The sequence below is a fragment of the Hyphomonas johnsonii MHS-2 genome (assembly GCF_000685275.1).
In the GTDB taxonomy this organism is placed as follows: domain Bacteria; phylum Pseudomonadota; class Alphaproteobacteria; order Caulobacterales; family Hyphomonadaceae; genus Hyphomonas; species Hyphomonas johnsonii.
The window spans coordinates 341,614-364,994 of sequence record NZ_ARYK01000004.1 but is presented as its reverse complement, the minus strand read 5'-3'; the positions used below and the strand labels follow the sequence as shown (position 1 = coordinate 364,994).

Below are 23,381 nucleotides of genomic sequence, written 5' to 3'. Positions count from 1 at the left end.
GTCTTTTTCCATTGGACAATGATCCGATCCAACCCTGCGAGCGCGGCATTGACGTCAGCGACGAGTGTTCGTCAAAGTCAGGGCTGCTCGCTTGCTTTGGGCGTTCGGATCGCTGTGTCCCCGACCGGAAACCAGTGCGTCGTGCGGTTGGCAAACCAAACCAGCGACAGCATCACCGGCACCTCGACCAGCACGCCGACCACCGTGACCAGCGCGGCAATGGAGTTCAGGCCGAACAGTCCGATGGCCACGGCAACCGCCAGTTCGAAAAAGTTCGATGTCCCGATCATTGCACAGGGCGCGGCGACGTTATGGGGAACGCGCCAGGCCTTCGCGGCCCAATAGGCGATGCTGAAGATTCCATAGGACTGGATCAGCAGAGGAATCGCGATCATCACGATGACCAGGGGCTGTGACAGGATCACCTCGCCCTGGAAGCCGAACAGCAGCACCACGGTCGCCAGCAGGCCGACGATGGAGAACAGCTTTACCTTCGCCGTAAATGCGCTCACCGCCGCGTCGGCCTGCGCACGATTGGCAGTTCCGCGTGTCATCAGCACACGCGTTATTATCCCCGCCGCCAGTGGAATCACGACATAGAGGCCGACCGACAGCACAAGCGTCGTCCATGGCACGGTGATGTCGGTGACACCCAGCAGCAGCGCCACGATCGGCGCGTAGGCGAAGACCATGATCGCGTCGTTGAGCGACACCTGCGCCAGCGTGTAGTTCGGATCGCCTTTGGTCAGCTGCGACCAGACGAAGACCATCGCCGTGCAGGGGGCAGCCCCCAGCAGGATCAGGCCCGCGATGTACTGGCCCGACGTGCCAGGCGCGATGAAGGGTGAAAAGATCCAGTCGAAGAACACCACGCCAAGGGCGGCCATCGTGAAGGGCTTGATCAGCCAGTTCACCGTCAGCGTGATGATCAGGCCCTTGGGCCGTTCATGCACCCGCGCCAGCGACGAGAAATCCACCGCCACCATCATCGGATAGACCATGAACCAGATCAGGATCGCGACGACGAAGTTGACCGATCCGTACTCCAGCGAAGCAAGATATCCGACCAGCCCCGGCGCGACCTGGCCGAGTGTCAGGCCAGCGACAATCGCCAGCGCGACCCAGATCGAAAGATAACGTTCAAATGCAGACATGTGCGACAGCGTCCTTTTGGGCTCAGGCAATGACAGGTGTGCGGCCAGTCGGCACGCGCAGGCAGCCTGCACCGACCGGGTCTCCGGCCAGCATCGGCGCAACGGCTTGGCGCATGGCTGGGGCGTGGACGCCGAGGAGCGTCATCGAGTGGGCTCCCTGGGAACGCAGCCTTCGGGGGTGAAGCAACACGGCGCCTCGCCCTCCGGCGGACGCGCGGCGATGGCTTCGATCAGATCCCGTATCGGCGCGAGCGCCGACGGATCGAGCGAATAGCAGATGCGGGGGTAGTCGATCGTGCCCGTCACGAGCCCTGCTTCCTTGAGTATCCGCAGGTGTTCGGAAACCGTCGACTGGGCCAGTCCGACCTGGTCCACGATCTCCCCGCCAATGCAGCCAGGCTTCGAGAGCAGAAAGGTAATGATCCTGATCCGGGCCGGATGCGCCAGCGCCTTGGCGATCGAGACGATCTGGTCCGTTTCGATCGAAGGTGATGGCGCCGCGGTGTTTCGGTCGAGCATTTCTCAAGCCTTGTATCGTCAATACCCGATACATATAGATCGGACATCGACGATACAAGTGAAAATCGGCATTGCCAGCGGAACCGAACCTGAGGGGCCCACTTCAGGTGCTTTGCTTCGATCAATCGCCAGGAACCGGTTCCGGGAACCCGTCGAGTTTGGCCTCTCCTTATTATGGACTGCAGAGCAGGGTGCCGGTCACCTGAACGAGCGGCCGCCGAACGGCGATATTTCGAGCCTGCATTCCGAGACAAGTTCCCGACCATGCTCTTGCTGGCAACCAGGCCAATCGGTTCCCCGGCCAATGTCATGGCGGCGTCCAGGAGCCAAAATGTCTTGAAATCCTTGGTGCACCCGGAGCGATTCGAACGCCCGACCCCCAGATTCGTAGTCTGGTGCTCTATCCAGCTGAGCTACGGGTGCCTGCCAAAGAAGGCGGACACATACAGGCAGGTTTCTCCCCTTGCAAGCCTGCCTGACACGGCTTTTCGGGCAAAACTGCACTCAGGGCTGCGGCGGGGCCATGTCGAGCCCGGTCACGCCGGAGATCCAGCCGGCATAGGCCGAGACGCGCGTGTAGATTCCGGGGCTTTCCGGGCGGCCGCAGCCAAGGCCCCAGCTGACCACGCCGACCTGTACGGGCGGGCCGTCAAAATCGCGGTAGGCGAGCGGGCCGCCACTGTCGCCCTGGCAGGAATCCGTGGTGCCGGCCCCGGCGCAGACCTGGGCGTCCGGACTGATGCGCACCGATCCATAGGCGGCCGACAGGCCATAGGTTTCGACCAGGCTGTCGATCTGCTGCTGGCAGGACACGGTATCGACAACGGGCACGACGCCTTCCTGGAGGCGCATCTTCGGCGCACTCAGCTGGCGGCCGGTGCGGCTGAAGGCTTCCTCGCCGGGGGCATCTTCCCCGGTGCGGCCATAGCCGGCAACGAGGAGCGGCGTGCCGGAGCGGCCGGCGTCATCCGAGGCGAGCGCCGTGAGGCCATCGACGCGGGTGAGCGGGCCGTCCCACGGGGCTTCGAGGCGCAGCAGGGCGATGTCATTGCCGGCCTCGGGCGCACCGGGGACATAGGCGGGATGGACCACGACCCGGCTGAGGGGAAACACGGTGCCCGACACCATCCGGCGCAGGTCGGCGGCGCCGATGGCGATGCGCAGGGTGCCGAACCGGACGAGGGCCCCGTCATCCTCGGCGACGTACTGGACGGCGCGGCCTGCCGGATCAATCCTTGCATTTTCAACGCAGTGGGCGGCGGTGAGGGCCCAGTCGGGGGAAATCACCGTGGCGCCGCACTCGTGGAACAGGGAATGGCCCAGCGCCGTCTGCAGTGAAGCGATGCCCGGCCAGTCATCGGCGCTGGCGTCGCGTCCTGCAATGATCTGTGCAGATGCCGAGGCAGCCATGACGACGCAGGCGCAGGCCAGGACAGAAAGTGTCCTGAACACCGTGCGATATGCCGACCCGTACATGACGTGCTGTCCTCGCTTCCGGAGGGCAGCTTACGCCTGTCGGGCGGGGGCCGGCAAGGTGGCCGGTGGGAAGGCGGTCAGGGAGCGGCAGGGGTGACGGTGGGTGTGATGCCGGTTTCACGGGCGATCCAGCCGGCATAGGCCGACACCCGCATGTACACACCCGGGCTGTCCTGCCGGCCACAGCCGAGGCCCCAGCTGACGACACCGACCTGAACGGGCCCCGCCCCGCCATTGCCCCACTGGGCCAGCGGACCACCGCTGTCGCCCTGGCAGGAATCCGCATAGCCGGCCCCGGCGCAGATCTGGGTGTCCGGCGTGACGCTGACGCCGGCATAGTCGTCCTGCAGGCCATACTGGGTGATCAGTTCCGCGATCCGGGCCTTGCAGGCCTCGCCGCCGATCTTCGGCAGGTCGGCCTGCTGCAGGACCATCATCGGGGCGGTGAGGTGCCGGCCGCTGCGGCTGGCCGCTTCCTGGCTGGTGGCCTGTTCGCCGGTCTTGCCGTAGCCGGCAACCATCAGTTCCATATAGGGCGGATCAAACGAATCGACGCTGCCGGTCAGGCCGTCGAGCCTGGCGACCGGGCCGGTCCATGCGCCATCGATGTGCAGGAGGGCAAGGTCGTTGCCGCGTTCGGGATGGCCGCGCGTATAGCCGGGATGGACGGTGATGCCCTTCACGGGAAACACGGTTCCCTTGGTGACCCGGCGCAGGTCCCCTGCCCCGATGGTGACGATCATCGGGCCGAAGCGGACGAGTTGGCCGTCAGCGTCCGGCACGTACTGGATGGCGCGGCGGCCACCCTCGATGCGGGCCGTCTCGACGCAATGGGCCGCCGTGAGGGCCCAGCTTTGGGAAATCATGGTCGCGCCGCACTCGTGATAGAAGTCGCGCCCCGAAACCGATTGCATGGAGGCAATGCCCGGCCAGTCTGCCGGGTCGGCGTCCCTGCCGGCGACCACACAGGCCGTTGCGAGTGCCAGTGTGGCAAGGGCGAGGCCCCATCGTGCTGAGCGTCTCATGTCTGCGTATCCCCTATTGCCTGGAAGAGTATACGCCTTTCGCAATGGCACGCGCCAGCGTTGCGGCTGCAAGTTCCCCGATGCGGGCAAGCGCGCCTGGTGCCGGCGATGGCAACGGGCGGGCGCCGGTGGAGAGCACGAACACCGCGTCACCGTCGAACGGTGCGAAGACCGGACGGATGGCGCGCGAGAATCCCGACAGCGCCATCCGGGCAACGCGCTGGGCTTCGCCGGGGGTCAGGGCGGCATCGGTGGCAATGCAGGCAATCGTCGTGTTCTGGCCGAGACCGGGATTGACCTTGGCCGCGCCCCAGTCTTCGGCGTCCATGGTGAAATCCGCCGGTGGCCGGGCGCCGCCGAATTCGCCGTCGATCTCGTAGGGCCAGGCCCAGAAGGCATCGGTGCCCGGCATGAAGACCGATCCGTAGCAGTTGACGGCGGCCAGCGCCCCGACGGTGAACCCGTCGCCGGTGACGATGCTGGCCGACCCTGTCCCGCCCAGATGGGTGCCGGCGGCCGCGCCGTGGCCAGCCCCCGTGCGGCCCTGTTCGAATGTCGCGGCAGCCGCTGCGAAGGCCTTGCGGCCGAGCCCGGCATAGGGAGACGTATCGCCCCAGTCCTTGTTGCCGCCATTGGCGAGGTCGTAGAGGATCGCGGCAGGCACGATCGGCGCCTTCGGCACGCTCGGCAGGTCGATCAGGCCGAAGCCGCGCCCTTCGGCCTTGAGGCAGGCAGCGACGCCGTCTGCGGCGGCAAGGCCGAAGGAACTGCCGCCGGACAGGACAATCGCATCAACCGAATCGACCAGCGTGCCGGCGGCCAGCAAGTCTGTCTCGCGGGTGCCGGGCGCGCCGCCGGCGACGGCAACGGCTGCAAGGGCAGGCTTTTCAGCCAGGATCACCGTCGTGCCGCTGCGCACATCGCTGTCTTCGGCATGCCCGACAAGAATGCCCTCGACATCGGTAATCAGGTTGCGTGGGCCGGGCTTTGCCATCATGTCTGCCTTTGTCTTTTACTTCCTGGCTGAGTCTCTTAAGGTCAGCCGCACACTGCGCCAAGCAAAGGGTTTTCCATGTACGCTCGCCTTCTCCCCGCTCGCCCCTCCTTCAGGTCCATGCTGATGGCCATATCCGGCCTCGCACTGGCGGCCTGCGCGGCGCCGGACGATACGCGCCCTGATGCCCAGACCGAAGCGCAGAAGGCCGCGGATTCGGTCGAGGCACCGGCGCTTGGCGATCTCAGCTGGACCAAGGGCGCCATGGTGGCTGCCGCGAACCCGGCAGCCGTCGAGGCGGGGCTGGAAGTGATGCGCAATGGCGGCAACGCGATTGATGCCGCGATCGCCGTCCATGCCGTGCTCGGGCTGGTGGAACCGGAAAGTTCCGGCCTCGGTGGCGGCGCGTTCATGGTGTATTACGACCGCGCCAAGGACGAGATCACCGTCTTCGATGGCCGCGAAGTGGCGCCGGCCGCCGCGACGCCGGACTATTTCGTCAAGGACGGTAAGGTGATGGGCTTCATCGAGGCCTGGCAGTCCGGCCATTCCGTTGGCGTGCCGGGACAGGTCGCACTGTACAAGACCGCACATGACGCCGCCGGCACCGGCGACTGGGCCGCCAATTTCGCGCCCGCCATCCGCCTGGCCGAGAATGGCTTCAAGGTCGGCGAGAAACTCCACGAGGCCCTCGCCTCGGAGCGCCTGCGCGCTGTCATCAACCTCGACGACAATCCGGTCACGTCGGCCTATTTCTATCCGGACGGCGAGCCGCTGCCGGTGGGCTATGTGCGCACGAACCCGGACTATGCCGCCACGCTGAAAGCGATTGCGGCGGAGGGCCCGAGCGCCTTCTACAAGGGCGAGATTGCCGAGAGCATCGTTGCCGCGACGAATGCCGCGCCTGATGGCGGCATGATGACGCTGGAAGACCTGTCCAACTATACCGTCAAGGTTCGCCCTGCCCTCTGCGGCACGCTGCCGACCGGCTACCGGATCTGCTCGGCGCCGCCGCCAAGCTCCGGGGGCATCGCCCAGAACGAGATCATGGGCCTCTATGATGCCATGAAACCGGCCGACAACGTGCGCGTGACGGAAGACTATTTCCTCAAGATCTTCGTCGATGCGCAGCGCCTCGCCTATGCCGACCGCGACTATTACGTGGCCGATGCCGACAAGGTGACCGTTCCATCGGATGACCTGATCAATCCGGTCTACATCCGGGAGCGTGCCAAGCAGGCCTTCGCACCGGACGGCCATGCCACGCCCGGCGATCCGGGGGTCATTCTCGGCCGCAGCCCGATGATCGGCATGTGGGGCCAGGACCAGACCGAACATGCGCCGGGCACGACGCATGTTTCCATCATCGATACTGACGGCAACGCCGTGTCGATGACGGCCACCGTTGAATCGGCCTTCGGGTCGTCACGGATGACGCACGGCTTCCTGCTGAACAACCAGCTGACCGACTTCTCCCGCGCACCGACTGCGGGCGGCCTGCCGGTGGCCAACGCACCGGGCTCCGGCAAGCGGCCGCGCAGCTCGATGTCGCCGACGCTGGTGTTCGATGAAGCCGGTGACCTGTTCATGGTGACCGGGTCGCCCGGCGGCAATTCGATCATTGCCTATGTCGCCAAGACGCTGGTCGGCGTGCTGGAGACGGGCCTGACGGCACAGGAGGCGATCAACCTGCCGAACATCATCGCGCGCGGCGATACGGTTGCTGTCGAGATCGACCGCGAAGGCGGCCCGGAAGCCGCCGAAGCCCTGCGCACGATGGGCTATAGTGTCGAGGAACGCACCGGAGAGATTTCCGGGTTGCATGTCATCGTCGTGCGTGACGACGGGCTTGAAGGCGGCGCTGACCCGCGCCGCGAAGGCGTGGCCAAAGCACTGGAATAGGCTGTTCCGGCATGGCCAAGCTGTACTTTTCCTATGCCGCGATGAATGCGGGCAAGTCGACGATCCTGCTCCAGGCGGCGCACAATTATCGTGAGCGGGGCATGGACGTGCTGTTGCTGACGTCCGAGCTGTATGGCGGCACGGAGGACGGGCATATCTCGTCGCGCATCGGGATCAGTTCCGAAGCGACGCTGTATTCCGACACGGTCGACCTGTTCGCGCTGGTGCAGGATGTGATGGCCAAGGGACGGCTCGACGCGATCTTTGTCGACGAGGCGCAATTCCTGACCAAGCAACAGGTCTGGCAACTGGCACGGGTGACCGACTACCTGCATGTGCCGGTTCTGGCCTATGGCCTGCGCACCGATTTCAGGGGCGAGCTGTTCGAGGGGTCGGCGGCGCTGCTGGCGATTGCCGACAACCTGCGCGAGATCCGCACGATCTGTGAATGCGGCAGCAAGGCCACGATGGTCGTGCGCCTGGGGCCCGACGGCAAGGCGCTGACCGAGGGTGACCAGGTGTCGATCGAGAAGACCACCTATCTCTCCCTCTGCCGGCGCCACTGGGAAGAACGCATGGGGCGCTTCCCGACCGGCTGACCCGGCTCAGGCGGGACCGAACAGGCCCGGCGCGCGCAGGGCGGCCCCATAATTGATATTGGCGAACCCGCTGAGGCCGAGCGCCGCGAGTTGGGCATCCAGCTGGCTGGCGTCCTCGCACTCGAAGGCGATCGACCTGTTGACACGGCCGTTGCACGCCGCCTCGGTGATCTCCGCGCGCAGGCCATTGGCGACATGCTTGCGGCGTGTCTTGGCGACATGGCGCACGTCGGCATGGCCGGCAATCGCGGCGCAGAGCGCATCCGGGCTGGTGCAGGCGCGCGCATCGACATCCGGGAACAGGCCGGCCAGCAGGGTCAGGACATCGGTGTCGAGCGGGAAGGCATCGCTGAACACCGGATGCCAGCGTTCCAGCACGCCCCGGGTGCCGAGCCGTGCCTTCAGCTCCAGCACGCTGCCACCGCGCAGCTTGGGCGTCAGGTCGGTGCGACCGGGCGCCAGCAGGTAGATGTCAGTGCGCGATTCAGTCTGGTCGAAATCAAGCTGGGCGGCGGCGCGGGCCGCGTGAACGTCGAAATCTTCCGGCCAGCAGCGAAACTCGTAACGAGGCGGTTTGGTGGTCATGCAAATGTCCCGGGGTGCTGACCGGCGTCATGCCAAAGCCGGGCGGTTCGCGCAACCCGACGTTGGCACTGTAAATGGCGCGCCCCGACAAGGCCCGGCCTTCTTCCCCATTCTCGCCTCATTTGCGAGCGAAGATTCACAGAACTGGAAACACGAAGGAGAGATCCAGTGGGCGTGAAGCGGAATGTCATATTGGGACTCATCACCCTGGCCACCTTTATCGGCTGCGGCCTGATGGCGAATGCCGAGGCGCCTGACGCGCCCGATGCGCAGATCGATTATGACGGCTTTGTCGGCCTCAGCGGAGAACTCGGCGCCTATCGCCAGACACGCCTGGTGGACCTGGACACGTTCAATGCAATGAAGGCCGACCCGGACACGATCCTGCTCGACACGCGCAGTTCGGAGGCCTTCCACATGGGCCACATCGAGGGCGCCATCAACGTCAACTTCTCCGATTTCACCGATGCCAAACTGGCCAAGGCACTGGGCGACAAGACGACGCGCATCCTGATCTATTGCAACAACAATTTCAGCGACAATGTGGCTCCGGTGATGGTGAAGCGCGTCGAACTGGCGCTGAATGTGCCGACCTTCATCAACCTTTACGGCTATGGCTACGAGAATATCTACGAGCTGAAAGGCGCCCATTCGATCCGGGATGCGGACATCCACTGGGTGTCGGACTGGCCGGACATGCTGCCCGCTGCGACCCTTCAGGAAAACTAAACACCCCATCTGCCGCCTTGCTTTTGCCGGCAGCAGGCTTCATTTGCGGCACAGAAACTGAATAGCCGCCCCCGAAATGAGGCCCGCCAATGTCCGCTGATGCATCCGCAGCCGCTGCTGCCACCGCTCCGAGAGTGAACCCGAACGCCCCGACCGAGGAAACCGTCCTCAGCGTCGAGCACTATACCGACCGGCTGTTCCGCTTCCGGCTGACCCGGCCGCGCAGTTTCCGCTTCCGCACCGGCGAGTTCGTGATGATCGGCCTGCCCAGGGAAGACGGCAAGCCGATCCTGCGCGCCTATTCCATCGCTTCGCCCGCCTGGGACGACGAACTGGAATTCTATTCGATCAAGGTGCCCGACGGCCCGCTGACCTCTCGCCTGCAGGCGATCCAGCCGGGCGACAAGGTGCTACTGGGCAAGAAACCGACCGGCACGCTGGTGCTCGACGCACTGACCCCCGGCAAGCGCCTCTACATGTTCTCGACCGGCACGGGCTTTGCGCCCTTTGCCAGCCTGGTGCGCGACCCGGAAACCTACGAGCGCTATGACGAGGTCATCGTCACGCACACATGCCGCGACGAAGACGAACTTGCCTATTCCACCAACCTGATCCGCGCCATTGCCGAGGATCCGCTGGTTGGCGAGATGGCTGCCGGCAAGCTGCGCCTGTACACGAGCTGCACCCGCACGCCGCATCCGAACATGGGCCGGATCACGACGCTGATCGAGACGGGCAAGCTGTTCGCCGATCTCGGCGTGCCGAAACTGAACCCCGAGACCGACCGGGCGATGATCTGCGGCTCGATGGAGATGATCCAGGACGTGAAGGGGCTGATGATCGCGCATGGCCTGACCGAAGGGTCGAACGCGGCGCCGGCCGAATTCGTCATCGAGAAGGCCTTTGCGGGCTGAGCGGCATTTGCCCTCGCACCCACACTACGAAACCTGACATCGACGTCATGTATTGACAGCAGGCAAGCCGCCTGTGTCCAATCCCCGAAAAACGAGGGGAGCGGACATGGTGGTTTCACGGCGGACGATGCTGTTGGCGGGCGGCGCGGTTGCGGCAGGCGGGGTGGCCATTCCGGCCAGCCAGCACGTGGCCTGGGGCCGACGCACCTTTACGCGACCGGACTATGACCCGGATTTCCCCGAAGCGCCGGAAGGCGAAGACAGCTGGATGAACTGGTCCGGCGTGCAGCGGGCAACGCCCGAAGCGATCAGCCGGCCGGCAAGCGAGGGGGCGCTCAGTGCGCTGGTCGCACGGACCGATTCGCGCATCCGCCCGTTCGGGAGCGGCCATTCCTTTGTCGGCCTCGCCCCGAGCGAAGGCGTGATGGTGGATGTCAGCCAGATGTCCGGCATGAGGGCGATCGACGCTGACACCGGCATTGCCGTATTCGGCGCGGGCACGCGCCTGTTCCAGGCCGCGACCGAACTGGCCGATGCCGGACGGGCGCTGCCGAACCTGCCGGATATCGATGTGCAGACGCTGGCGGGCACGTTCTCCACCGCGACGCACGGCACCGGCGAGACACTGACCGCGCTGCACGATCATATTGCGGGCTTCCGGATGGTCACGGCGGCAGGCGACATCCTGGACGTCACGCCGGACAGCAATCCGGACCTGTTCGCGGCGGGGCGGGTGTCGCTCGGCGCGCTGGGCATCATCACGGAATACACGCTGCGCACCGTGCCGATGTTCAACCTGCACCGGCAGGTCTGGGTCGAGCCGATCGGTACGCTGATCGAACGGGCCGAGGAGTACATCCAGCAGCACCGCAATTTCGAATTCTACTATTTCCCGAACACCGGCTATGGCGCCGGCATCAGCCACGACCTGCACGAGGGCCCGGTCAGCGGGCGCGGCGACAACGAGGATGATTCCACGCTGGAAGAGCTGAAGGCCCTGCGCGACGCGGTCGGCTGGTGGCCGTGGATGCGGCGCAAGATCATCGGCGAGGCGCTGCCCAAGGGCATGGTCGAGGATGTCAGCGACAGCTCCTACAAGCTGCTGGCGACGACGCGGCCGATCAAGTTCAACGAAATGGAATACCACCTGCCCCGCGAGAACGGCATCAAGGGCCTGAAGGAAGTGATTGCGAAACTGGAGCGCCACAAGGAAGTGTTCTTCCCGATGGAAGTGCGCGTCATCGCACCGGACGACGCCTGGCTGAGCCCGTTCAATGCGGGCCCGCGCATGTCGATCGCAATCCATGCGGCGGTTGACGAGCCATATGACTATTTCTTCTCGGAGATCGAACCGATCCACCGGGCCAATGGCGGGCGCCCGCACTGGGGCAAGCATCATTCTCTGGGCAAGGAGGAACTGTCCGCCCTCTACCCCCGGTTCGGGGACTTCATGGCCCTGCGCCGCGAGATGGACCCGTCGGGCAAGTTCCTGAACCCGCACCTTGCCAAACTGTTCGGAGAAGCTTTCGATGATTGAGTTTTCCCGCCGTAACGTGATCCTGGGCGGCGCCGCCCTAGTTGGAGTGACTGCACTGATGATGAAACCCGGCGACAAGAGCGGACCGCGCGATGCCTATTTCCTGGATGTCCAGAAGGCGCTGACGGCGGCGGGAATCGCGCAGCCGACAATGGTGGTCGACAAGGCGCGGCTGGATGCCAATATCGACACGCTGAAAGGCTTCCTGCCGGCAGGCATGGGATACCGCATCGTCGCGAAATCGCTGCCCTCGCTCGGGCTGATCCGGCATATCCGTGAACGGACGGGGACGGATCGGCTGATGACATTCAACCTGCCCATGCTGCTGGAGATTTCGCAGGCCATGCCGGAGGCCAGCCAGTTGCTGGGCAAGCCCCTGCCCGTGATGGCGGCGCGGCACTATTTCGAGCAGCTGCCGGCGGATGTCGCAGCGGCGGCGGACAATATCCAGTGGCTGGTCGATACGCCGGAGCGCCTGGCGCAATATGCTGCGCTGGCCGACCAGGTGGGCCGCGACCTCAATATCAATATCGAGCTTGATGTCGGGCTGCACCGGGGCGGCATGGTGGCGGGCGCAGACCTGAAGGGCATGCTGGAGGCGATTGCAGCGAACCCGCGCCTGACCTTTGCCGGCTTCATGGGATATGATCCGCACATCCCCTCCCTGCCGACGGCGATGGGCTGGCGCGAGCGGGCGATGAAGGGCGTGCGCAAGGGCTACGCAGCGGCGCTGGCGCAGGCGGGCGAGGTGTTCGGTGCGGACGTGATGGCGGGCATCACGCGCAATGCCGCGGGCAGCCCGACCTACCGGACCTATCAGGACACGGAGATTGCCAGCGAAGTGTCGGCGGGATCGTGCCTGGTCAAGCCGACGCATTTCGATACCGAGCTGCTGGAACCGCATGTGCCGGCAAGTTTCATTGCAACGCCGGTGATCAAGGCGATGCCGGTGACGCACATGCCGGGCCTCGAATTTGCCGACGGTGCGACGCGCGCGTGGAACCCGAATGCATCCAAGACCGTGTTCATCTATGGCGGCAACTGGCTGGCCGACCCGGTCGACCCGCCGGGCCTGGCCTACAACAAGACGTTCGGACGCTCATCAAACCAGGAAATGCTGAATGGCGGGCCGGAGCTGGAGATCAGCCCGGACGAATTCGTCTTCCTGCGCCCGCACCAGAGCGAAGCGGTGTTCCTGCAATTCGGCGACATCGCCGTCTACGAGAATGGCGCGATCACCGAGCGCTGGCCGGTCTTCGACTATTCGGCCTGATCCGCAAAGTGCTCGGCAAGGCCAACCAGGCCTTCGGCCAGCGCGTCCGGCGCCGCATAGAAGGGCGAGTGATCGCAATCGAGTGTCACCACACGCTCGCAGGGCAGGTCCGCCTGCATCATGCGCTGCGCCTTGATCGGGATCGCCCTGTCCTGCAGGCATTCGACATAGGCGCGCCGGACAGACCCGTAGCGGGCCCCTGAAATGGCCACCGGTGTCGTGAAGGCGACCGCCGGTTCCGGGCCGACCAGCGCGGCGGCGCGGGCCTGCCAGGCAGGCTCTGTCGTATTGTAGAATGTCCGTGCGGCCGCACCCGGCACCAGGCTGAGCGTTGTGCCATCCTCGCTCGGCTCGAATTCAGGCGGCAGGGCCGGGTCTCTCGGCGTGCGCTGCATCGTTGCCAGCAGCGACTGGCCGTCCTGGACCAGGAAGGCCGTGAGGTAGACGAGGCCACGGATGGATGCCGGGGCATATTCGCCAGCCTGGCTGATGACGATGCCGCCCCGGCTGTGACCGACAAGGATGACCGGTTCGGGCTGGCGGGCAGCAAGGTCGGCCACGAAGCGGGCCCAGAGCTCGAGCGAGACACTGGCCAGCGGGGTCGTGTCCTGCCCCATGCCCGGGAGGTCGGGCGCGATGACGGTGTGGCCTGCCGCTTCGAGCAGGGGCGTCACGCGCTCCCAGCACCAGCCGCCATGCCAGGCGCCGTGGACGAGAATGAATGTTGCCATGCGGACCTCTCCCGGATCTGAGACGGCATCTTTCGATCAAACGGGCGGCAAGTGCAACGCGGCATCAATCCGCATTGGAACTGTCCGGATCGCACCTATCTTTCCTGCATCACCCCCCCTGTTTGGGGACGCCGCGCAAGGGATGCCCTGCCTGAACGGGGCGCGCGGCGGTGAAGCGCCCCTCCCCGCGTTGCAACATTACAAAAGATTGTGCCGGATTTGGGCGTATGGAGGCTGTTTCGTACAGTCTGCGCCTCGACAAACGGGTGGGGATGGGTTGATCTGACCATCATTGTACAGTTCTTGCACAGCAACGGAGGCCCCTCCATGAAAGTGGGCAACAGAGTCATTTCAGCCGCAATGTTCCTGGCGCTTGGCGCGTGCGCGAGTGGGCCACCCGATCTCAAGGACAACCAGATCGTCCCCGGCCAGCGTGTCAGCAATGTCGAACTGGGCATGTCATTGTCCGACCTGCTCTCGCTGCAGGGCAAGCCCCTCCGCACCGTGCCGATTGCCCATACCGATGCCACGTCCTACGCGTTTGACGGGATGACCGTTGCCGCAGACGACAAGGTCTACTGGATCATCGCGCACGACCCCCGGTTCTTTACCGATCGCGGTGTGTCGATGGGATCGGAGCAGATTTTCGCGCGCGGCACCTATGGCAAACCGAAATGCGTCGTCACCCTCGATGACGTCACGGTGTATGACTACGGAAACATCTATTTCGAGGTGGACAACACGACCGGCAAGGTCGGGCAGATCGGTGTCCAGCGCAGCACACAGACCTGCGACGGCGTCCACTAGCGCACCGATCGGTTGCCGGCAGCCCGACCTTTTCGTTCCTGTACGGCCAAAAAACATATTCCGCGACAAGGCGAAATGCAGTAAATTTCGCCTGAGCGCTGCGCTTGGGCTGCGCGTTTGCGGGAGGACATTCATGACAAGGTTGGGTTTGGCGGGTGCGTTGGCACTCCTTGGACTGACTGCATGCACACAAGCTGAAACTGCAATTCCGGCAGCAGGACCTGCCGAAGCGCAAACCGCCGAAGACCTTGTCGCCCAGGGGCAATACATGGTGGCAATGGGGGGCTGCAATGACTGCCACACGGCGATGACGCCGACCGGCCCGGATATGAGCCACGCCCTGCAGGGTGCCGCGCTCGGCTTCGCGCCGCTGGTCGAGATGCCCTGGGCCCCGAATGCGCCGCCAATCGCCGGCCTGCCGGAGGGCTGGACGGGCGACGACATGATCACCTTCCTGACGGGCGGCGGACGGCCAAGCGGCGTGCCGGTGCTGCCGCCAATGCCCCAGTACAGGGCCAGTGCAGCGGATGCCGCGGCGATGACGGCCTATATCGCCTCGCTGCCAAAGGCGGAATAGACCGCCCGGTGCAGCACCGGCGACCGGCGCGGGCGAGCCCCGGCCGGTACTGGCGCTCCGAAAATCCGGCGCGTCAGGACGTGTCGAATCGCGCGAGCTGGGCGCAGGCTTCTGTGTGGACCTGGCGCATCGCCTCGCGCTCGTCCTGCGGCACGCGGCGGGCGCGGGCGGCCGGTGGCAGGGGCGCAAGGCGGTAGCGCGGGGCCGAGGGCGTGGCCCGGGTACGGGCGAGAAAGCGCGCCATGCGGGTGAGATGGTGCGCCGGGTCATCGAACACGGCGCACAGGGCAGCCAGGCGGCGCACGAGGGGCTGGCTGGGCACGAGCTGGTCGGCGCGCGGCGCGTATTCCCACGGATCAGGCGGCGGCAGCGGTTGGTCGAGGCGCAGGATGCGCGGACGCAGGCCGCCGGCAGGCCGGCGCGGTGGCGGCGTGGAGACCGTGCGGGGCGCGGGGTCGGCCAGGCGGAAGGCAGGCACAGCGAGATACCGGCGCGGCGCCGGGGGGCGCCCCTTCCCTGCCGGCGCCCCCATTGCCGGTGCACGTGGCGTGAATGCAGGCAGCGCCTGTTCCAGGACCATGAGCACGAGCAGGCGCCGGACGAGCGCCTCGAAGCGGGCAAGGTCTGCCGCGAGGCGGGCGCGGACGGGCCGCAGCAGGAAGGGCCTGCACGGCGTCAGCCCGAGGCCCAGCGCGCGGGCGATTTCATGCACGAGAAAATCCGCGCGCCGCCACGCGACGATGACAAGCGACTGGAACGGGTTGGCGGGCATCTGTGTCATGCCCGCAAGAGTGGCACAGTTTCGCAAAGGGGGGAGACGGCAACGTGCCCTCCCCGCAGCGCCTGCAGATCAGGCAGGACAGGGAGGCGGAAAGGACGCCAGTTGCGTTGGGCGAAAACACCCGTTCAAGGCGAATTTCCTGGCCGAAACACAATCCATAGGCGAATTGGTTAATTTATGTTAATGATGCGATATAAAATAGAAATTGGGAGGATGAAAATGCGTTTTGTAAGTTCACTGAAGATTGCCGGCCTGGCGACAGCCATTGCACTGGCCGGATGCGCCACGACGGCGATCGCACAGGAGCCGGCGGCCGCTGCGCCAGCCGCGACTGCAGCCGATGACGGTTATCCACTGGTGGGTGGCGATTTCTGGGAAATCACGGCGATTGACCTGAAGCCCGGCGGCGGGCTGGCCTATGCCAACCACCTTGCGACCCAATGGCGCGCCGGACAGGAATTTGCCAAGTCGAAGGGCTGGATCAAGGACTACATGGTCATGTCCAACTATTATAACCGGGCGGGTGAACCTGACCTCTACCTGATTTCCGTGATCGACCATGTGCCGAGCGGACCGGAAGGTGAAGCGCAGTTCGTGGCCTACCGGGCCTGGGCCAAATCGTCTGCTGAAAAGCTGCAGGCGGAAAGCGCCGACCGGGCGGAATTCCGCGAGATCATGAGCAACAGCCTGTTGCAGGAAATGACCTTCCGCTGATCCCGTCAGCGACAACGTGATGAAAGCCGCCGGTGCTCCGGCGGCTTTTTTTCATTCCAGACCATGTGATGAGGCGCCCGAGCGGGCGCGGCGGCGGCGTGTGGCGCTGGACGAACAAATAGTTGACTAGGAAACTATCTGGCCGTAAATTCCTGCCCAAGCAAGGAGCCGCCGTGCCTGACTCACCGCCTGTGTCCGCCCTGACAGATCACCTGGGATTCTGGTTGCGGGCCGTTTCCAACCATGTGTCGCACGCCTTTGCCGGCAAGCTGGCGGCAGAGGGCGTGACGGTGGCCGAATGGGTGATGATGCGGGCGCTGTACGCGGCAGAGCCGATGGCGCCAAGCCGCCTGGCCGACGAGATGGGCATGACCCGCGGCGCGATCACGAAACTGGCCGACCGCCTGATCGGCAAGGGACTGGTGGTGCGCGAGGCCAGCCCGGACGATGCACGGGCGCAGACGCTGGCCCTGACCCGGCGGGGCGCGGCCCGCGTGCCGAAACTGGCGGCGCTCGCCGACCGCAATGATGCCGAATGCTTCGGCCACCTGTCAGGGGTGGACCGCGAAACCCTCGAACGGCTGCTGAAACAGCTGGCCGAGACGGGCGGCGTAACCACCGTCCCGATAGATTGATCCGCATGCACATTCCATGGAGACAAGAATGGACCCGCACAGGATTACCGTCGCCCGCGCCAGCCTCGACGGTGCCGAGCAAGGCACGAAAACCTTCCCGCAGATTGTCGGCGACCTCATGGCGGCCGGATTCGAAAGCTACATGATCGACTTCCGGCGCGCGACCGCGACCTATTACCTGCCGGACGGGGAGTCGACCGCCCTGGAGGCGCACCCTGTCGGCACACCTGTCGCGGCGGCGTTTGACGCAGACGCGATCCAGGCGGCGATCCGGGACGCCCAGAACGCGGTGCCCGGATATACCTATGCCGGTTTCTGCGAGCGCGTGGCGGCGGCGGGCTGCGCCGGATACATCGTGTCGTTTCCGGGCCGAAGGGCGCTGTATTTCGGCCGCACGGCAGAGACCCTGGTCGAACCCTTCCCGGCCTAGGGACCAGCCGCTGGACCGCGGAGGAATCTTGTCCAGTTGCGCGATGAAAATCTTGACATGAGATTTTTGTCTCATTATTTTGCCGATATTGCTTAGCGTTACTGATGAAAGGATCAGGGGAATGGCAATGACCCGCGAACAAATGGACCGGAAGATCGACGCGCATTTCGCCTTCGAGGCCCGCGACGATATTGAAGGCGTCCTGTCGACACTGGCAGAGGACGCAGAACACGACGTGGTCGGCTGGCCGACCGGGCCGGTGCATGGCCGCGAGAGCGCGCGCGGCTTCTATGACACGCTGTTCGCCGACCTGGCCGATGGCAAGGTGCAGAACCTGCGTCGGTATTACGGCGATGATTTCCTGGTCGATGAATCTCTGTGGCAGGGCCGCGCGACGGGCCACCCGTTTGGCCTGGACGGACGCGGCCGGCCGCTGTCTTTCCGCCTGCTGCACGTGCTGGAATTCACCGGCAGCGGCGACATTGCCCGCGAGAACGTGTGGCTGGACCTGGCCACCATCATGCAGCAATTGCCGCAGGACTGAGACACGCACAGGCATGACACAGGCAGACGCGACACGCTCAAACCAGAAGCGCCGTACACGGCGGGAACTGCTGAGGGCGGCGACACGGCTGATGCAGCAGGGCCGCAAGCCGACGCTGGAGGAAGTGGCCGAGGAAGCGCTGGTGTCGCGGGCGACCGCCTACCGGTATTTCGGCAATGTCGACGCCTTGCTGGTCGAGGCACCGCTGGACCTTGCCCTGCCCGAACCGGCTGACCTGTTCGGGCAGTCCGCCCCGGCGGACCCGGTGGCGCGGCTCGACCGGCTGGCCGCGACAATGGACGCGATGCTGGCGGTCAACGAGACGCCGCTGCGGTTGATGCTGGCGAAATCGCTGGAGCGCAGTATCACGGATGGCGGCGATGATGACGTGCCGCCCCGGCAGAACCGCCGGACGCACCTGATCGAGGCCGCACTGGCGCCCGCCGGCACGGCCTTCCCGCCGGAGGACCTGGCCCGGCTGACCGCCGCGCTGGCGCTGGTCTTCGGCATCGAGGCGCAGATCGTGTTCCGGGATGTGCTGCAAATGCCCGATGCCGACGCGCAGGACGTGCGGCGCTGGATGATCCGGGCGCTGGTGGACGCCGCCCGGACCTGACTCTCAGACTGTCCGGTGCGGATCTGAATGGGCCCATTCGGCGAGCAGCGTGCGCAGGGCCGAGACAAAGGACAGGGGCTGGTCGAGCATGACATGGTGGCGGGCGTGCGGGATCGAGATGAACGGCACCTGGTGGCCGAGCAGCTTGCGCATGTAGTCGCCAATGTCATCAGGCATCAGCGCGCTCTCCTCGCCACGGATGATGGCGATGCGGCATTTCGCGGCCTTCAGCATGTCGCCCGGCGCATCGTTCGGCTGGAAATGCGTCCAGATCGTCGGATCGAATTTCCAGGTCCAGCCGCCCTCGGCCTTTTTCAGGCTCCAGCGGGCGATATAGTCCATCGCGTAATGGTTGTCGCAGAGCTGGGGCGGCGCTAGACGGAAGCGGCCGAGCGCGGCGGCGAGATCGGTGTAGACCCGGTTGGGGCGACCGGAGCGCGGCGGGCCCTGGTGCGGACGCTCGGGCGGGTTCACGGGACTGTCGACGATGACCATGCCGGTGAAGCGGTCGCCATGTTCGGCGCCGGTGACCAAGGTGACGAAGCCGCCGAAGGAATGGGCCACGATGATCGGTTTCACATCGGCATCGAAGAGGCCGGCGTCTTCCGCGACGGCGATTTCCTCGGCGCTGAATGTCGACATGTCATACGTGTCGCGCCATTCGCTGTCGCCCATGCCGGAGAAGGTGAGCGCGGCGACGTTGTAATGCTCGGCGAAATAGGGCGCGATGAAATCCCACCAATGGGCATGGGCACCATTGCCGTGGACGAGGAGGAGACCGGGCCGGCCGCGCTGGCCCCAACGCTGGTAGCGGACCTTCGCGCCCTTGACGGTGACGAAATGCGTTTCGTAGGGCGTTGCGACGGCGTCCTGGAACCAGGCCGGCGCGGGCGGCATGGCGCCGCCATATTCGAGCAGCGGACCACCTTCGGATGGCATCTCCGCCGGCTGGTCGCGCACGATTCCGTCTGATCCTGAATTCATCGCCTGGCCCTTCCGTTGCGCCTCCATGTCATAGTTGGGACGACGGTGATGACAAGCCTGACGCTGGGTCCGGGCGGGATAGCGCCTAGTTGTACTTCACCGAACAGCCATACGGCTTGGAACTGGCGACAGCGACGGGCTGGCCGGCGGCGACGCTGGCGAGTGCATCGCGGACATAATTCGTCGCCGTGGCGATATCGCTGACGCGGGAGGAGGCCTTCGAGTCGATGGCCCCCTGATAGGCGATCACGCCATCGTCGCGGATGACGAACATGTGCGGCGTCGTCTTGGCGCCATAGAGGCGACCGATATCTCCGGACGGGTCGAGCACGACATGGGCAGGCACGGCACCGCGCGTGATGGTGAGCGCATTGGCTGCATCGCCGGTGACATAGCCCTGCCGGCCGGGGGCCGAGGAGATGACCGAGATCCAGACGACATCATTGCTGGCCGCATCGGCCTGGAGCGTCTGCATGTTGGCCGGCGGCGAGGTGTAGTGCTTCTGCACGAAGGGGCAGCCATCATTGGTCCATTCGAGGACGACGGTCTTGCCGGAAAAATCGGAGAGCGAGATGGTCTGGCCGTTCGAGTCGAGGCCGGTAAAGGCCGGGGCCGGGCTGCCGACGGCGACTTCCGGTTCGGCCCGGGCGGTCGAGGCGATCAGGGCACCCGCAGTCAGGGCGACGGCGGCGGCCATCCCGGCGGCGAGAGAAAGGTTGCGGCGATTGAACATCAGCGTCCTCCTGTCAGGTCGTCCTCCCGGCGGAAACCAGACCTCAATTCCCGGCCGCGAGTCCAATCACAAGGTCTTTCGTGAGGATTTCCGGCAGGATCTGCGGCTCGGCGGCCCCTGCAGGATACCAGAGGTACATCGGGACGCCAGCGCGTTCGCGCAGTTTCAGTTCGGCGGCGATGACCGGGTCCTTGCGGGTGAAGTCGGCGACGAGGAAGGCGACGTCGGCATCCGCAAACGCCTGGTGGACGGCATCTGTTTTCAGTGTGCTGAGCTTGTTGAGCTGGCAGGTGGCGCACCATGTGGCGGTGAAATCGACAAAGACGGGGCGGCCCTCGGCGGTGAGTTCGGCGATCCGTTCCGGGCTCCAGGCTTCGGTGGCGTACTTGGCGGCATAGGCGGTGGGCGTGCCTTCGATGCCGCCGGGCGCCATGGCGCGGACGGCGGGATAGGCAAAGCCGACGACCAGAACCGCTGCCGCCGCAACGCGGGCGGGCATGTTGCCGCGCCGGGCAAGCCAGATCGCGAAGGCGATGGCGGTGGCGCCTGCAACCGTCCAGGCGACTGCGCCATGCCCGGCGAGCGCACCGAGGACAGAGAGCAGCCAGGCGGCGGTCAGGAACATCGGGAAGGCGAAGAACTGTTTCAGCGTCTCCATCCACTTGCCGGGCCGGGGCAGCAGGCGCTGCAGGCCGGGCACGAAGCTGAGCAGGAGGAAAGGCAGCGCCAGGCCGAAGCCCATGGCGAGGAAGACGACGAACACGGCGTGGGCCGGCTGGCTCATCACCGCGCCGAGCGCGGCGCCAAGGAAGGGTCCGACGCAGGGCGCACCAACGACGGCGGCCAGCACGCCGGTGAAGAAGGCCCCGGCGGCACCATTGCGGCTGGCAAGCGTGCTGCCGGTGTTCTGGATCGAGGTGCCCAGTTCGAACATGCCCATCAGCCAGAGGCCGATCACGAACATGACGAGGGCGAGGATGGCGACGGTCGGCGCGTTCTGCAGCTGGAAGCCGAGGGTCGCCGAGCCGGTGGCGGCGCGCACCGCGACAATGGCACCCGCGAGGACGGCGAAGGAGACGAGCACGCCGCCCGTGTACCAGAGGCCGTGACTGCGCAACTCACTGGCCCGGCCGCTGGCAGCAGCCGAGACCATGCCCATCGCCTTGATCGAGAGGACCGGCAGGACGCAGGGCATGAGATTGAGGATCAGGCCGCCGATCAGCGCGAAGAAGGCGAGCAGGACGAGGCTCTTGCCCCCTCCCCCGCCACTGGCGCGGATGGCGGCGAGGCCGGCCGTATCAGCGAAGACATCCCCCTGCGGCGCGGAAATCTCGTAGCCGGTGCGGGTGCCGTCCGGCCGTTCGATGACGAGGACGCCCTGCAGCGGCCCGTCGACCCCGCCCGTGCCGGCCGGGGTCAGCGACAGCGTTGCGCCGGCCGGGCCGTGACTGGCGGGCTGGTCGGCCGGGTGGCTGATCTCGTGATCGAAGGGGAAGAAGCGCAGGCTGTCGCTGCGGTCGAGGTCCGGCGCGCCGCGCAGGCTGAGCTGCCAGGGCACGGAGGCGGTGTCGACACGGGCTTCGCCAGCGAACGGGACCGGCGCCTTGAGAATCCAGTCACCGATCAGGTTGCCATTGACCGTGTCAGGCTCGATCGCGCCGACATCGAGGGTCAGCGACACATCGGCCCGTTCAGGGACGCAGATTTCCTCGCAGATCAGGTAATCGGCGGTCACGTCAAACTGGACCCTGCCGCTGGCATCGTCCGGGATGGTGAGCGGGAATGGCAGCACGACTTCGGTACTGTAGCCATAATCCATGATCTCGCCCGGCACGACCGGCAGCAGCTGCGGGATCGGCCAGATGAAACCGCCGACCGCGTCAGCGGTGACGGTGCTGGAATCGCGCACGATGAGTTCAGGTGGCAGGCCGGCGTCACCGGCATTGCGCCAGTAGACATGCCAGTCGGGATCCAGCTCCATTTTCAGGGCGGCGAACACGGTTTCGCCCGGCAGGACAGCATTGCGCTCGGAGATCAGCTCGACGCGGGCATGGCCGCCATCGACAGGGGCGGCCTGCGCCGGCACGAGGGCCGCGACGCAGAACGCGGCGAACAGGCTGGACAGGGAACGCATCATGGCAGGGCTCTCACTCGTATGACTTGCCCCTATGCCCCGTAATCTGCCCGGATAGAAGGCCCTCGCAGTATCGTGAACGTCGCAGGGCGAATGCAAAAAAGCGGCCCCCTTGCGGGAGCCGCCTTGTGATTGACCCGAGAGGCCTGGTGTCAGTTGGCCGGAGCCGGCTGGGCATTCTCAGGCTGCATGCGCAGGGCGCGCTGGATCACGCGCTGCCAGTTCAGCAGCGACACGAGATGCGCATAGCAGGCCCCGACGGCGCCATTGCCACGCAGTTCGAGGTATTTCTCGGCCGGAAGCGCGTTCATGCGCTCCTCGGAAATCGCGAAATAGTCGGCGATCTTCTGCTGTGGACCGGCGTCGTTGCCGGCATTGTCGCGCGGCTGGAAGTTGACCGTCTTCTGCTCGAGCAGGTCGAGATCGGTGAGCATCTTGACGAAATCGGTGGTGGCGCGGCGCTGGCGCTCGAATTCCTTGCAGAATTCGACGGCGTCATTGGTGAACTTCGTCGGCTGGCCGTTTTCGAAGAAAGGCACTTCGGGCTGGTTGGTGACCATTGGCGCAGCGCGGTCAACGCACAGGACCAGGCGATCGGACGCTTCGTCAGCGGCGAACACGAACGGATAGCGGCGCACGAAGGCCGGCAGGTAATAGTCTTCCGGCACGCGGCCGGTGGCGTCGACGTACAGGTTCTGGCCCTGACGGATGCCCATGACGGCAACCGGGGTTTTTTCCGCACCGACGAAAATGATCGGATAGCAGGCGGCCGCGAGGCCGAATTCCGTGACCGTGACGGGCACTGCGTGCGCTTCGCGCAGGAAGCCGAACGGTTCGGCAATCTGCTTGACGCCAAGGCCGCCATGGTCTTCCGGCGCAAGCGGCTGAGGCTGCTTGTAGAAGAGGACCTGGCCGGTCAGGGCTGGCGGATTGCCGTTCTGAGGTGTTGCAGGGGGATTGTCCACGGGCATGCTCCTGAATTGTTGGG

26 protein-coding genes and 1 tRNA gene are annotated in these 23,381 nt (G+C 65.5%); 13 read left to right on the top strand and 14 right to left on the bottom strand.

Annotation, left to right across the window (positions count from 1 at the left end):
• Positions 1–77: 77 nt before the first annotated feature.
• From arsB to HJO_RS10555, 7 genes are all read right to left on the bottom strand, one after another.
• Positions 78–1,154, bottom strand: a complete 1,077-nt coding sequence (gene arsB / locus HJO_RS10580) for an ACR3 family arsenite efflux transporter (RefSeq protein WP_035616704.1) — start codon at positions 1,152–1,154, stop codon at positions 78–80.
• Between the two features lie 22 nt (positions 1,155–1,176).
• Entirely contained in the window at positions 1,177–1,299 is a 123-nt protein-coding gene (locus HJO_RS18835) for a hypothetical protein (RefSeq protein WP_277813165.1), read from the bottom strand.
• Positions 1,296–1,673 carry an ArsR/SmtB family transcription factor gene (locus HJO_RS10575; protein WP_051618505.1) on the bottom strand — a complete coding sequence of 126 codons (378 nt, stop codon included), beginning with the start codon at positions 1,671–1,673 and terminating at the stop codon, positions 1,296–1,298. Before HJO_RS10575 ends, HJO_RS18835 begins: the two co-directional genes overlap by 4 nt.
• Before the next feature lie 346 nt (positions 1,674–2,019).
• Positions 2,020–2,096: transfer RNA gene (locus HJO_RS10570), tRNA-Arg, on the bottom strand.
• 81 nt (positions 2,097–2,177) lie between these two features.
• Entirely contained in the window at positions 2,178–3,149 is a 972-nt protein-coding gene (locus HJO_RS10565) for a serine protease (RefSeq protein ID WP_084141905.1), read from the bottom strand.
• Positions 3,150–3,226: 77 nt separating this feature from the next.
• Positions 3,227–4,174, bottom strand: a complete 948-nt coding sequence (locus HJO_RS10560; protein ID WP_035616702.1) for a S1 family serine peptidase — start codon at positions 4,172–4,174, stop codon at positions 3,227–3,229.
• Positions 4,175–4,187: 13 nt separating this feature from the next.
• The gene (locus HJO_RS10555) at positions 4,188–5,171 is read right to left on the bottom strand and encodes a P1 family peptidase (RefSeq protein ID WP_241764725.1); all 984 of its coding nucleotides are present in this window, start codon (positions 5,169–5,171) and stop codon (positions 4,188–4,190) included.
• Between the two features lie 75 nt (positions 5,172–5,246).
• Here HJO_RS10555 and ggt point away from each other — a divergent pair, with 75 nt between their 5' ends.
• Together ggt and HJO_RS10545 are read left to right on the top strand one after the other, a co-directional pair.
• The gene (ggt, locus tag HJO_RS10550) at positions 5,247–7,070 is read left to right on the top strand and encodes a gamma-glutamyltransferase (protein ID WP_051618504.1); all 1,824 of its coding nucleotides are present in this window, start codon (positions 5,247–5,249) and stop codon (positions 7,068–7,070) included.
• Between the two features lie 11 nt (positions 7,071–7,081).
• Complete coding sequence (locus HJO_RS10545) at positions 7,082–7,669, top strand: thymidine kinase (RefSeq protein WP_035616700.1); 588 nt, start codon at positions 7,082–7,084, stop codon at positions 7,667–7,669.
• Between the two features lie 6 nt (positions 7,670–7,675).
• Here HJO_RS10545 and HJO_RS10540 read toward each other — a convergent pair whose 3' ends face one another.
• Positions 7,676–8,254, bottom strand: a complete 579-nt coding sequence (locus tag HJO_RS10540) for a hypothetical protein (protein ID WP_035616699.1) — start codon at positions 8,252–8,254, stop codon at positions 7,676–7,678.
• A gap of 174 nt (positions 8,255–8,428) precedes the next feature.
• Between HJO_RS10540 and HJO_RS10535 the strand changes: the two genes are divergently transcribed.
• The 4 genes from HJO_RS10535 to HJO_RS10520 all read left to right on the top strand — a co-directional run bounded on the left by HJO_RS10535 (position 8,429) and on the right by HJO_RS10520 (position 12,707).
• Positions 8,429–8,983, top strand: coding sequence for a rhodanese-like domain-containing protein (locus HJO_RS10535; RefSeq protein ID WP_241764724.1), 555 nt, complete (start codon positions 8,429–8,431; stop codon positions 8,981–8,983).
• 89 nt (positions 8,984–9,072) lie between these two features.
• On the top strand, positions 9,073–9,897 hold the full coding sequence (locus HJO_RS10530) for a ferredoxin--NADP reductase (RefSeq protein WP_035616697.1): 825 nt from the start codon (positions 9,073–9,075) through the stop codon (positions 9,895–9,897).
• 106 nt (positions 9,898–10,003) lie between these two features.
• Positions 10,004–11,434 carry a D-arabinono-1,4-lactone oxidase gene (locus tag HJO_RS10525; protein WP_051618502.1) on the top strand — a complete coding sequence of 477 codons (1,431 nt, stop codon included), beginning with the start codon at positions 10,004–10,006 and terminating at the stop codon, positions 11,432–11,434.
• Positions 11,427–12,707, top strand: a complete 1,281-nt coding sequence (locus HJO_RS10520; RefSeq protein WP_035616695.1) for an alanine racemase — start codon at positions 11,427–11,429, stop codon at positions 12,705–12,707. The genes HJO_RS10525 and HJO_RS10520 overlap by 8 nt, the downstream gene beginning before the upstream one ends.
• Here HJO_RS10520 and HJO_RS10515 read toward each other — a convergent pair.
• Positions 12,695–13,438, bottom strand: a complete 744-nt coding sequence (locus HJO_RS10515; protein WP_035616694.1) for an alpha/beta fold hydrolase — start codon at positions 13,436–13,438, stop codon at positions 12,695–12,697. The genes HJO_RS10520 and HJO_RS10515 overlap by 13 nt on opposite strands.
• Positions 13,439–13,765: 327 nt before the next feature.
• On the opposite strand from HJO_RS10515, the gene HJO_RS10510 reads away from it, so the two are divergent.
• Both HJO_RS10510 and HJO_RS10505 read left to right on the top strand, forming a co-directional pair.
• On the top strand, positions 13,766–14,245 hold the full coding sequence (locus HJO_RS10510; RefSeq protein ID WP_035616693.1) for a hypothetical protein: 480 nt from the start codon (positions 13,766–13,768) through the stop codon (positions 14,243–14,245).
• Between the two features lie 133 nt (positions 14,246–14,378).
• Positions 14,379–14,822, top strand: coding sequence for a cytochrome c (locus HJO_RS10505; RefSeq protein WP_156945574.1), 444 nt, complete (start codon positions 14,379–14,381; stop codon positions 14,820–14,822).
• A 73-nt stretch (positions 14,823–14,895) separates the two neighbouring features.
• Here the strand turns inward: HJO_RS10505 and HJO_RS10500 are convergent, their stop codons facing one another.
• On the bottom strand, positions 14,896–15,603 hold the full coding sequence (locus tag HJO_RS10500) for a hypothetical protein (RefSeq protein WP_035616692.1): 708 nt from the start codon (positions 15,601–15,603) through the stop codon (positions 14,896–14,898).
• Between the two features lie 219 nt (positions 15,604–15,822).
• Here HJO_RS10500 and HJO_RS10495 point away from each other — a divergent pair, with 219 nt between their 5' ends.
• From HJO_RS10495 to HJO_RS10475, 5 genes are all read left to right on the top strand, one after another.
• On the top strand, positions 15,823–16,317 hold the full coding sequence (locus HJO_RS10495; RefSeq protein WP_156945572.1) for a hypothetical protein: 495 nt from the start codon (positions 15,823–15,825) through the stop codon (positions 16,315–16,317).
• Between the two features lie 173 nt (positions 16,318–16,490).
• A complete protein-coding gene (locus HJO_RS10490) occupies positions 16,491–16,952 on the top strand; it encodes a MarR family winged helix-turn-helix transcriptional regulator (protein ID WP_035616691.1) in 462 nt (153 codons plus the stop codon).
• Positions 16,953–16,980: 28 nt separating this feature from the next.
• Positions 16,981–17,382 carry a DUF1398 domain-containing protein gene (locus HJO_RS10485; RefSeq protein WP_035616688.1) on the top strand — a complete coding sequence of 134 codons (402 nt, stop codon included), beginning with the start codon at positions 16,981–16,983 and terminating at the stop codon, positions 17,380–17,382.
• Positions 17,383–17,503: 121 nt separating this feature from the next.
• Positions 17,504–17,926, top strand: coding sequence for an ester cyclase (locus HJO_RS10480; protein WP_035616687.1), 423 nt, complete (start codon positions 17,504–17,506; stop codon positions 17,924–17,926).
• A gap of 13 nt (positions 17,927–17,939) precedes the next feature.
• Positions 17,940–18,542 (top strand): TetR/AcrR family transcriptional regulator, encoded by a 603-nt coding sequence (locus tag HJO_RS10475; RefSeq protein WP_035616685.1) that lies wholly within the window; start codon positions 17,940–17,942, stop codon positions 18,540–18,542.
• Between the two features lie 3 nt (positions 18,543–18,545).
• Here the strand turns inward: HJO_RS10475 and HJO_RS10470 are convergent, their stop codons facing one another.
• The 4 genes from HJO_RS10470 to HJO_RS10455 form a co-directional block, all read right to left on the bottom strand.
• The gene (locus tag HJO_RS10470) at positions 18,546–19,526 is read right to left on the bottom strand and encodes an alpha/beta fold hydrolase (RefSeq protein ID WP_084141913.1); all 981 of its coding nucleotides are present in this window, start codon (positions 19,524–19,526) and stop codon (positions 18,546–18,548) included.
• A gap of 85 nt (positions 19,527–19,611) precedes the next feature.
• Positions 19,612–20,259, bottom strand: a complete 648-nt coding sequence (locus tag HJO_RS10465; protein ID WP_035616683.1) for a redoxin family protein — start codon at positions 20,257–20,259, stop codon at positions 19,612–19,614.
• Between the two features lie 43 nt (positions 20,260–20,302).
• Positions 20,303–22,396, bottom strand: coding sequence for a protein-disulfide reductase DsbD family protein (locus tag HJO_RS10460; protein WP_051618500.1), 2,094 nt, complete (start codon positions 22,394–22,396; stop codon positions 20,303–20,305).
• A gap of 149 nt (positions 22,397–22,545) precedes the next feature.
• A complete protein-coding gene (locus HJO_RS10455; protein WP_241764723.1) occupies positions 22,546–23,358 on the bottom strand; it encodes a SapC family protein in 813 nt (270 codons plus the stop codon).
• Positions 23,359–23,381: the final 23 nt, after the last annotated feature.

Coding starts and splice junctions, on each gene's coding strand:
- HJO_RS10465 (WP_035616683.1), bottom strand. CDS start 20,259: ATGTTCAATCGCCGCAACCTTTCTCTCGCCGCCGGGATGGCCGCCGCC.
- HJO_RS10460 (WP_051618500.1), bottom strand. CDS start 22,396: ATGATGCGTTCCCTGTCCAGCCTGTTCGCCGCGTTCTGCGTCGCGGCC.
- HJO_RS10555 (WP_241764725.1), bottom strand. CDS start 5,171: ATGATGGCAAAGCCCGGCCCACGCAACCTGATTACCGATGTCGAGGGC.
- HJO_RS10530 (WP_035616697.1), top strand. CDS start 9,073: ATGTCCGCTGATGCATCCGCAGCCGCTGCTGCCACCGCTCCGAGAGTG.
- HJO_RS10480 (WP_035616687.1), top strand. CDS start 17,504: ATGGCAATGACCCGCGAACAAATGGACCGGAAGATCGACGCGCATTTC.
- HJO_RS10545 (WP_035616700.1), top strand. CDS start 7,082: ATGGCCAAGCTGTACTTTTCCTATGCCGCGATGAATGCGGGCAAGTCG.
- HJO_RS10500 (WP_035616692.1), bottom strand. CDS start 15,603: ATGACACAGATGCCCGCCAACCCGTTCCAGTCGCTTGTCATCGTCGCG.
- arsB (WP_035616704.1), bottom strand. CDS start 1,154: ATGTCTGCATTTGAACGTTATCTTTCGATCTGGGTCGCGCTGGCGATT.
- HJO_RS10485 (WP_035616688.1), top strand. CDS start 16,981: ATGGACCCGCACAGGATTACCGTCGCCCGCGCCAGCCTCGACGGTGCC.
- HJO_RS10510 (WP_035616693.1), top strand. CDS start 13,766: ATGAAAGTGGGCAACAGAGTCATTTCAGCCGCAATGTTCCTGGCGCTT.
- ggt (WP_051618504.1), top strand. CDS start 5,247: ATGTACGCTCGCCTTCTCCCCGCTCGCCCCTCCTTCAGGTCCATGCTG.
- HJO_RS10475 (WP_035616685.1), top strand. CDS start 17,940: ATGACACAGGCAGACGCGACACGCTCAAACCAGAAGCGCCGTACACGG.
- HJO_RS10575 (WP_051618505.1), bottom strand. CDS start 1,673: ATGCTCGACCGAAACACCGCGGCGCCATCACCTTCGATCGAAACGGAC.
- HJO_RS10495 (WP_156945572.1), top strand. CDS start 15,823: ATGCGTTTTGTAAGTTCACTGAAGATTGCCGGCCTGGCGACAGCCATT.
- HJO_RS10540 (WP_035616699.1), bottom strand. CDS start 8,254: ATGACCACCAAACCGCCTCGTTACGAGTTTCGCTGCTGGCCGGAAGAT.
- HJO_RS10505 (WP_156945574.1), top strand. CDS start 14,379: ATGACAAGGTTGGGTTTGGCGGGTGCGTTGGCACTCCTTGGACTGACT.
- HJO_RS10520 (WP_035616695.1), top strand. CDS start 11,427: ATGATTGAGTTTTCCCGCCGTAACGTGATCCTGGGCGGCGCCGCCCTA.
- HJO_RS10560 (WP_035616702.1), bottom strand. CDS start 4,174: ATGAGACGCTCAGCACGATGGGGCCTCGCCCTTGCCACACTGGCACTC.
- HJO_RS10470 (WP_084141913.1), bottom strand. CDS start 19,526: ATGAATTCAGGATCAGACGGAATCGTGCGCGACCAGCCGGCGGAGATG.
- HJO_RS10515 (WP_035616694.1), bottom strand. CDS start 13,438: ATGGCAACATTCATTCTCGTCCACGGCGCCTGGCATGGCGGCTGGTGC.
- HJO_RS10525 (WP_051618502.1), top strand. CDS start 10,004: ATGGTGGTTTCACGGCGGACGATGCTGTTGGCGGGCGGCGCGGTTGCG.
- HJO_RS18835 (WP_277813165.1), bottom strand. CDS start 1,299: ATGACGCTCCTCGGCGTCCACGCCCCAGCCATGCGCCAAGCCGTTGCG.
- HJO_RS10565 (WP_084141905.1), bottom strand. CDS start 3,149: ATGTACGGGTCGGCATATCGCACGGTGTTCAGGACACTTTCTGTCCTG.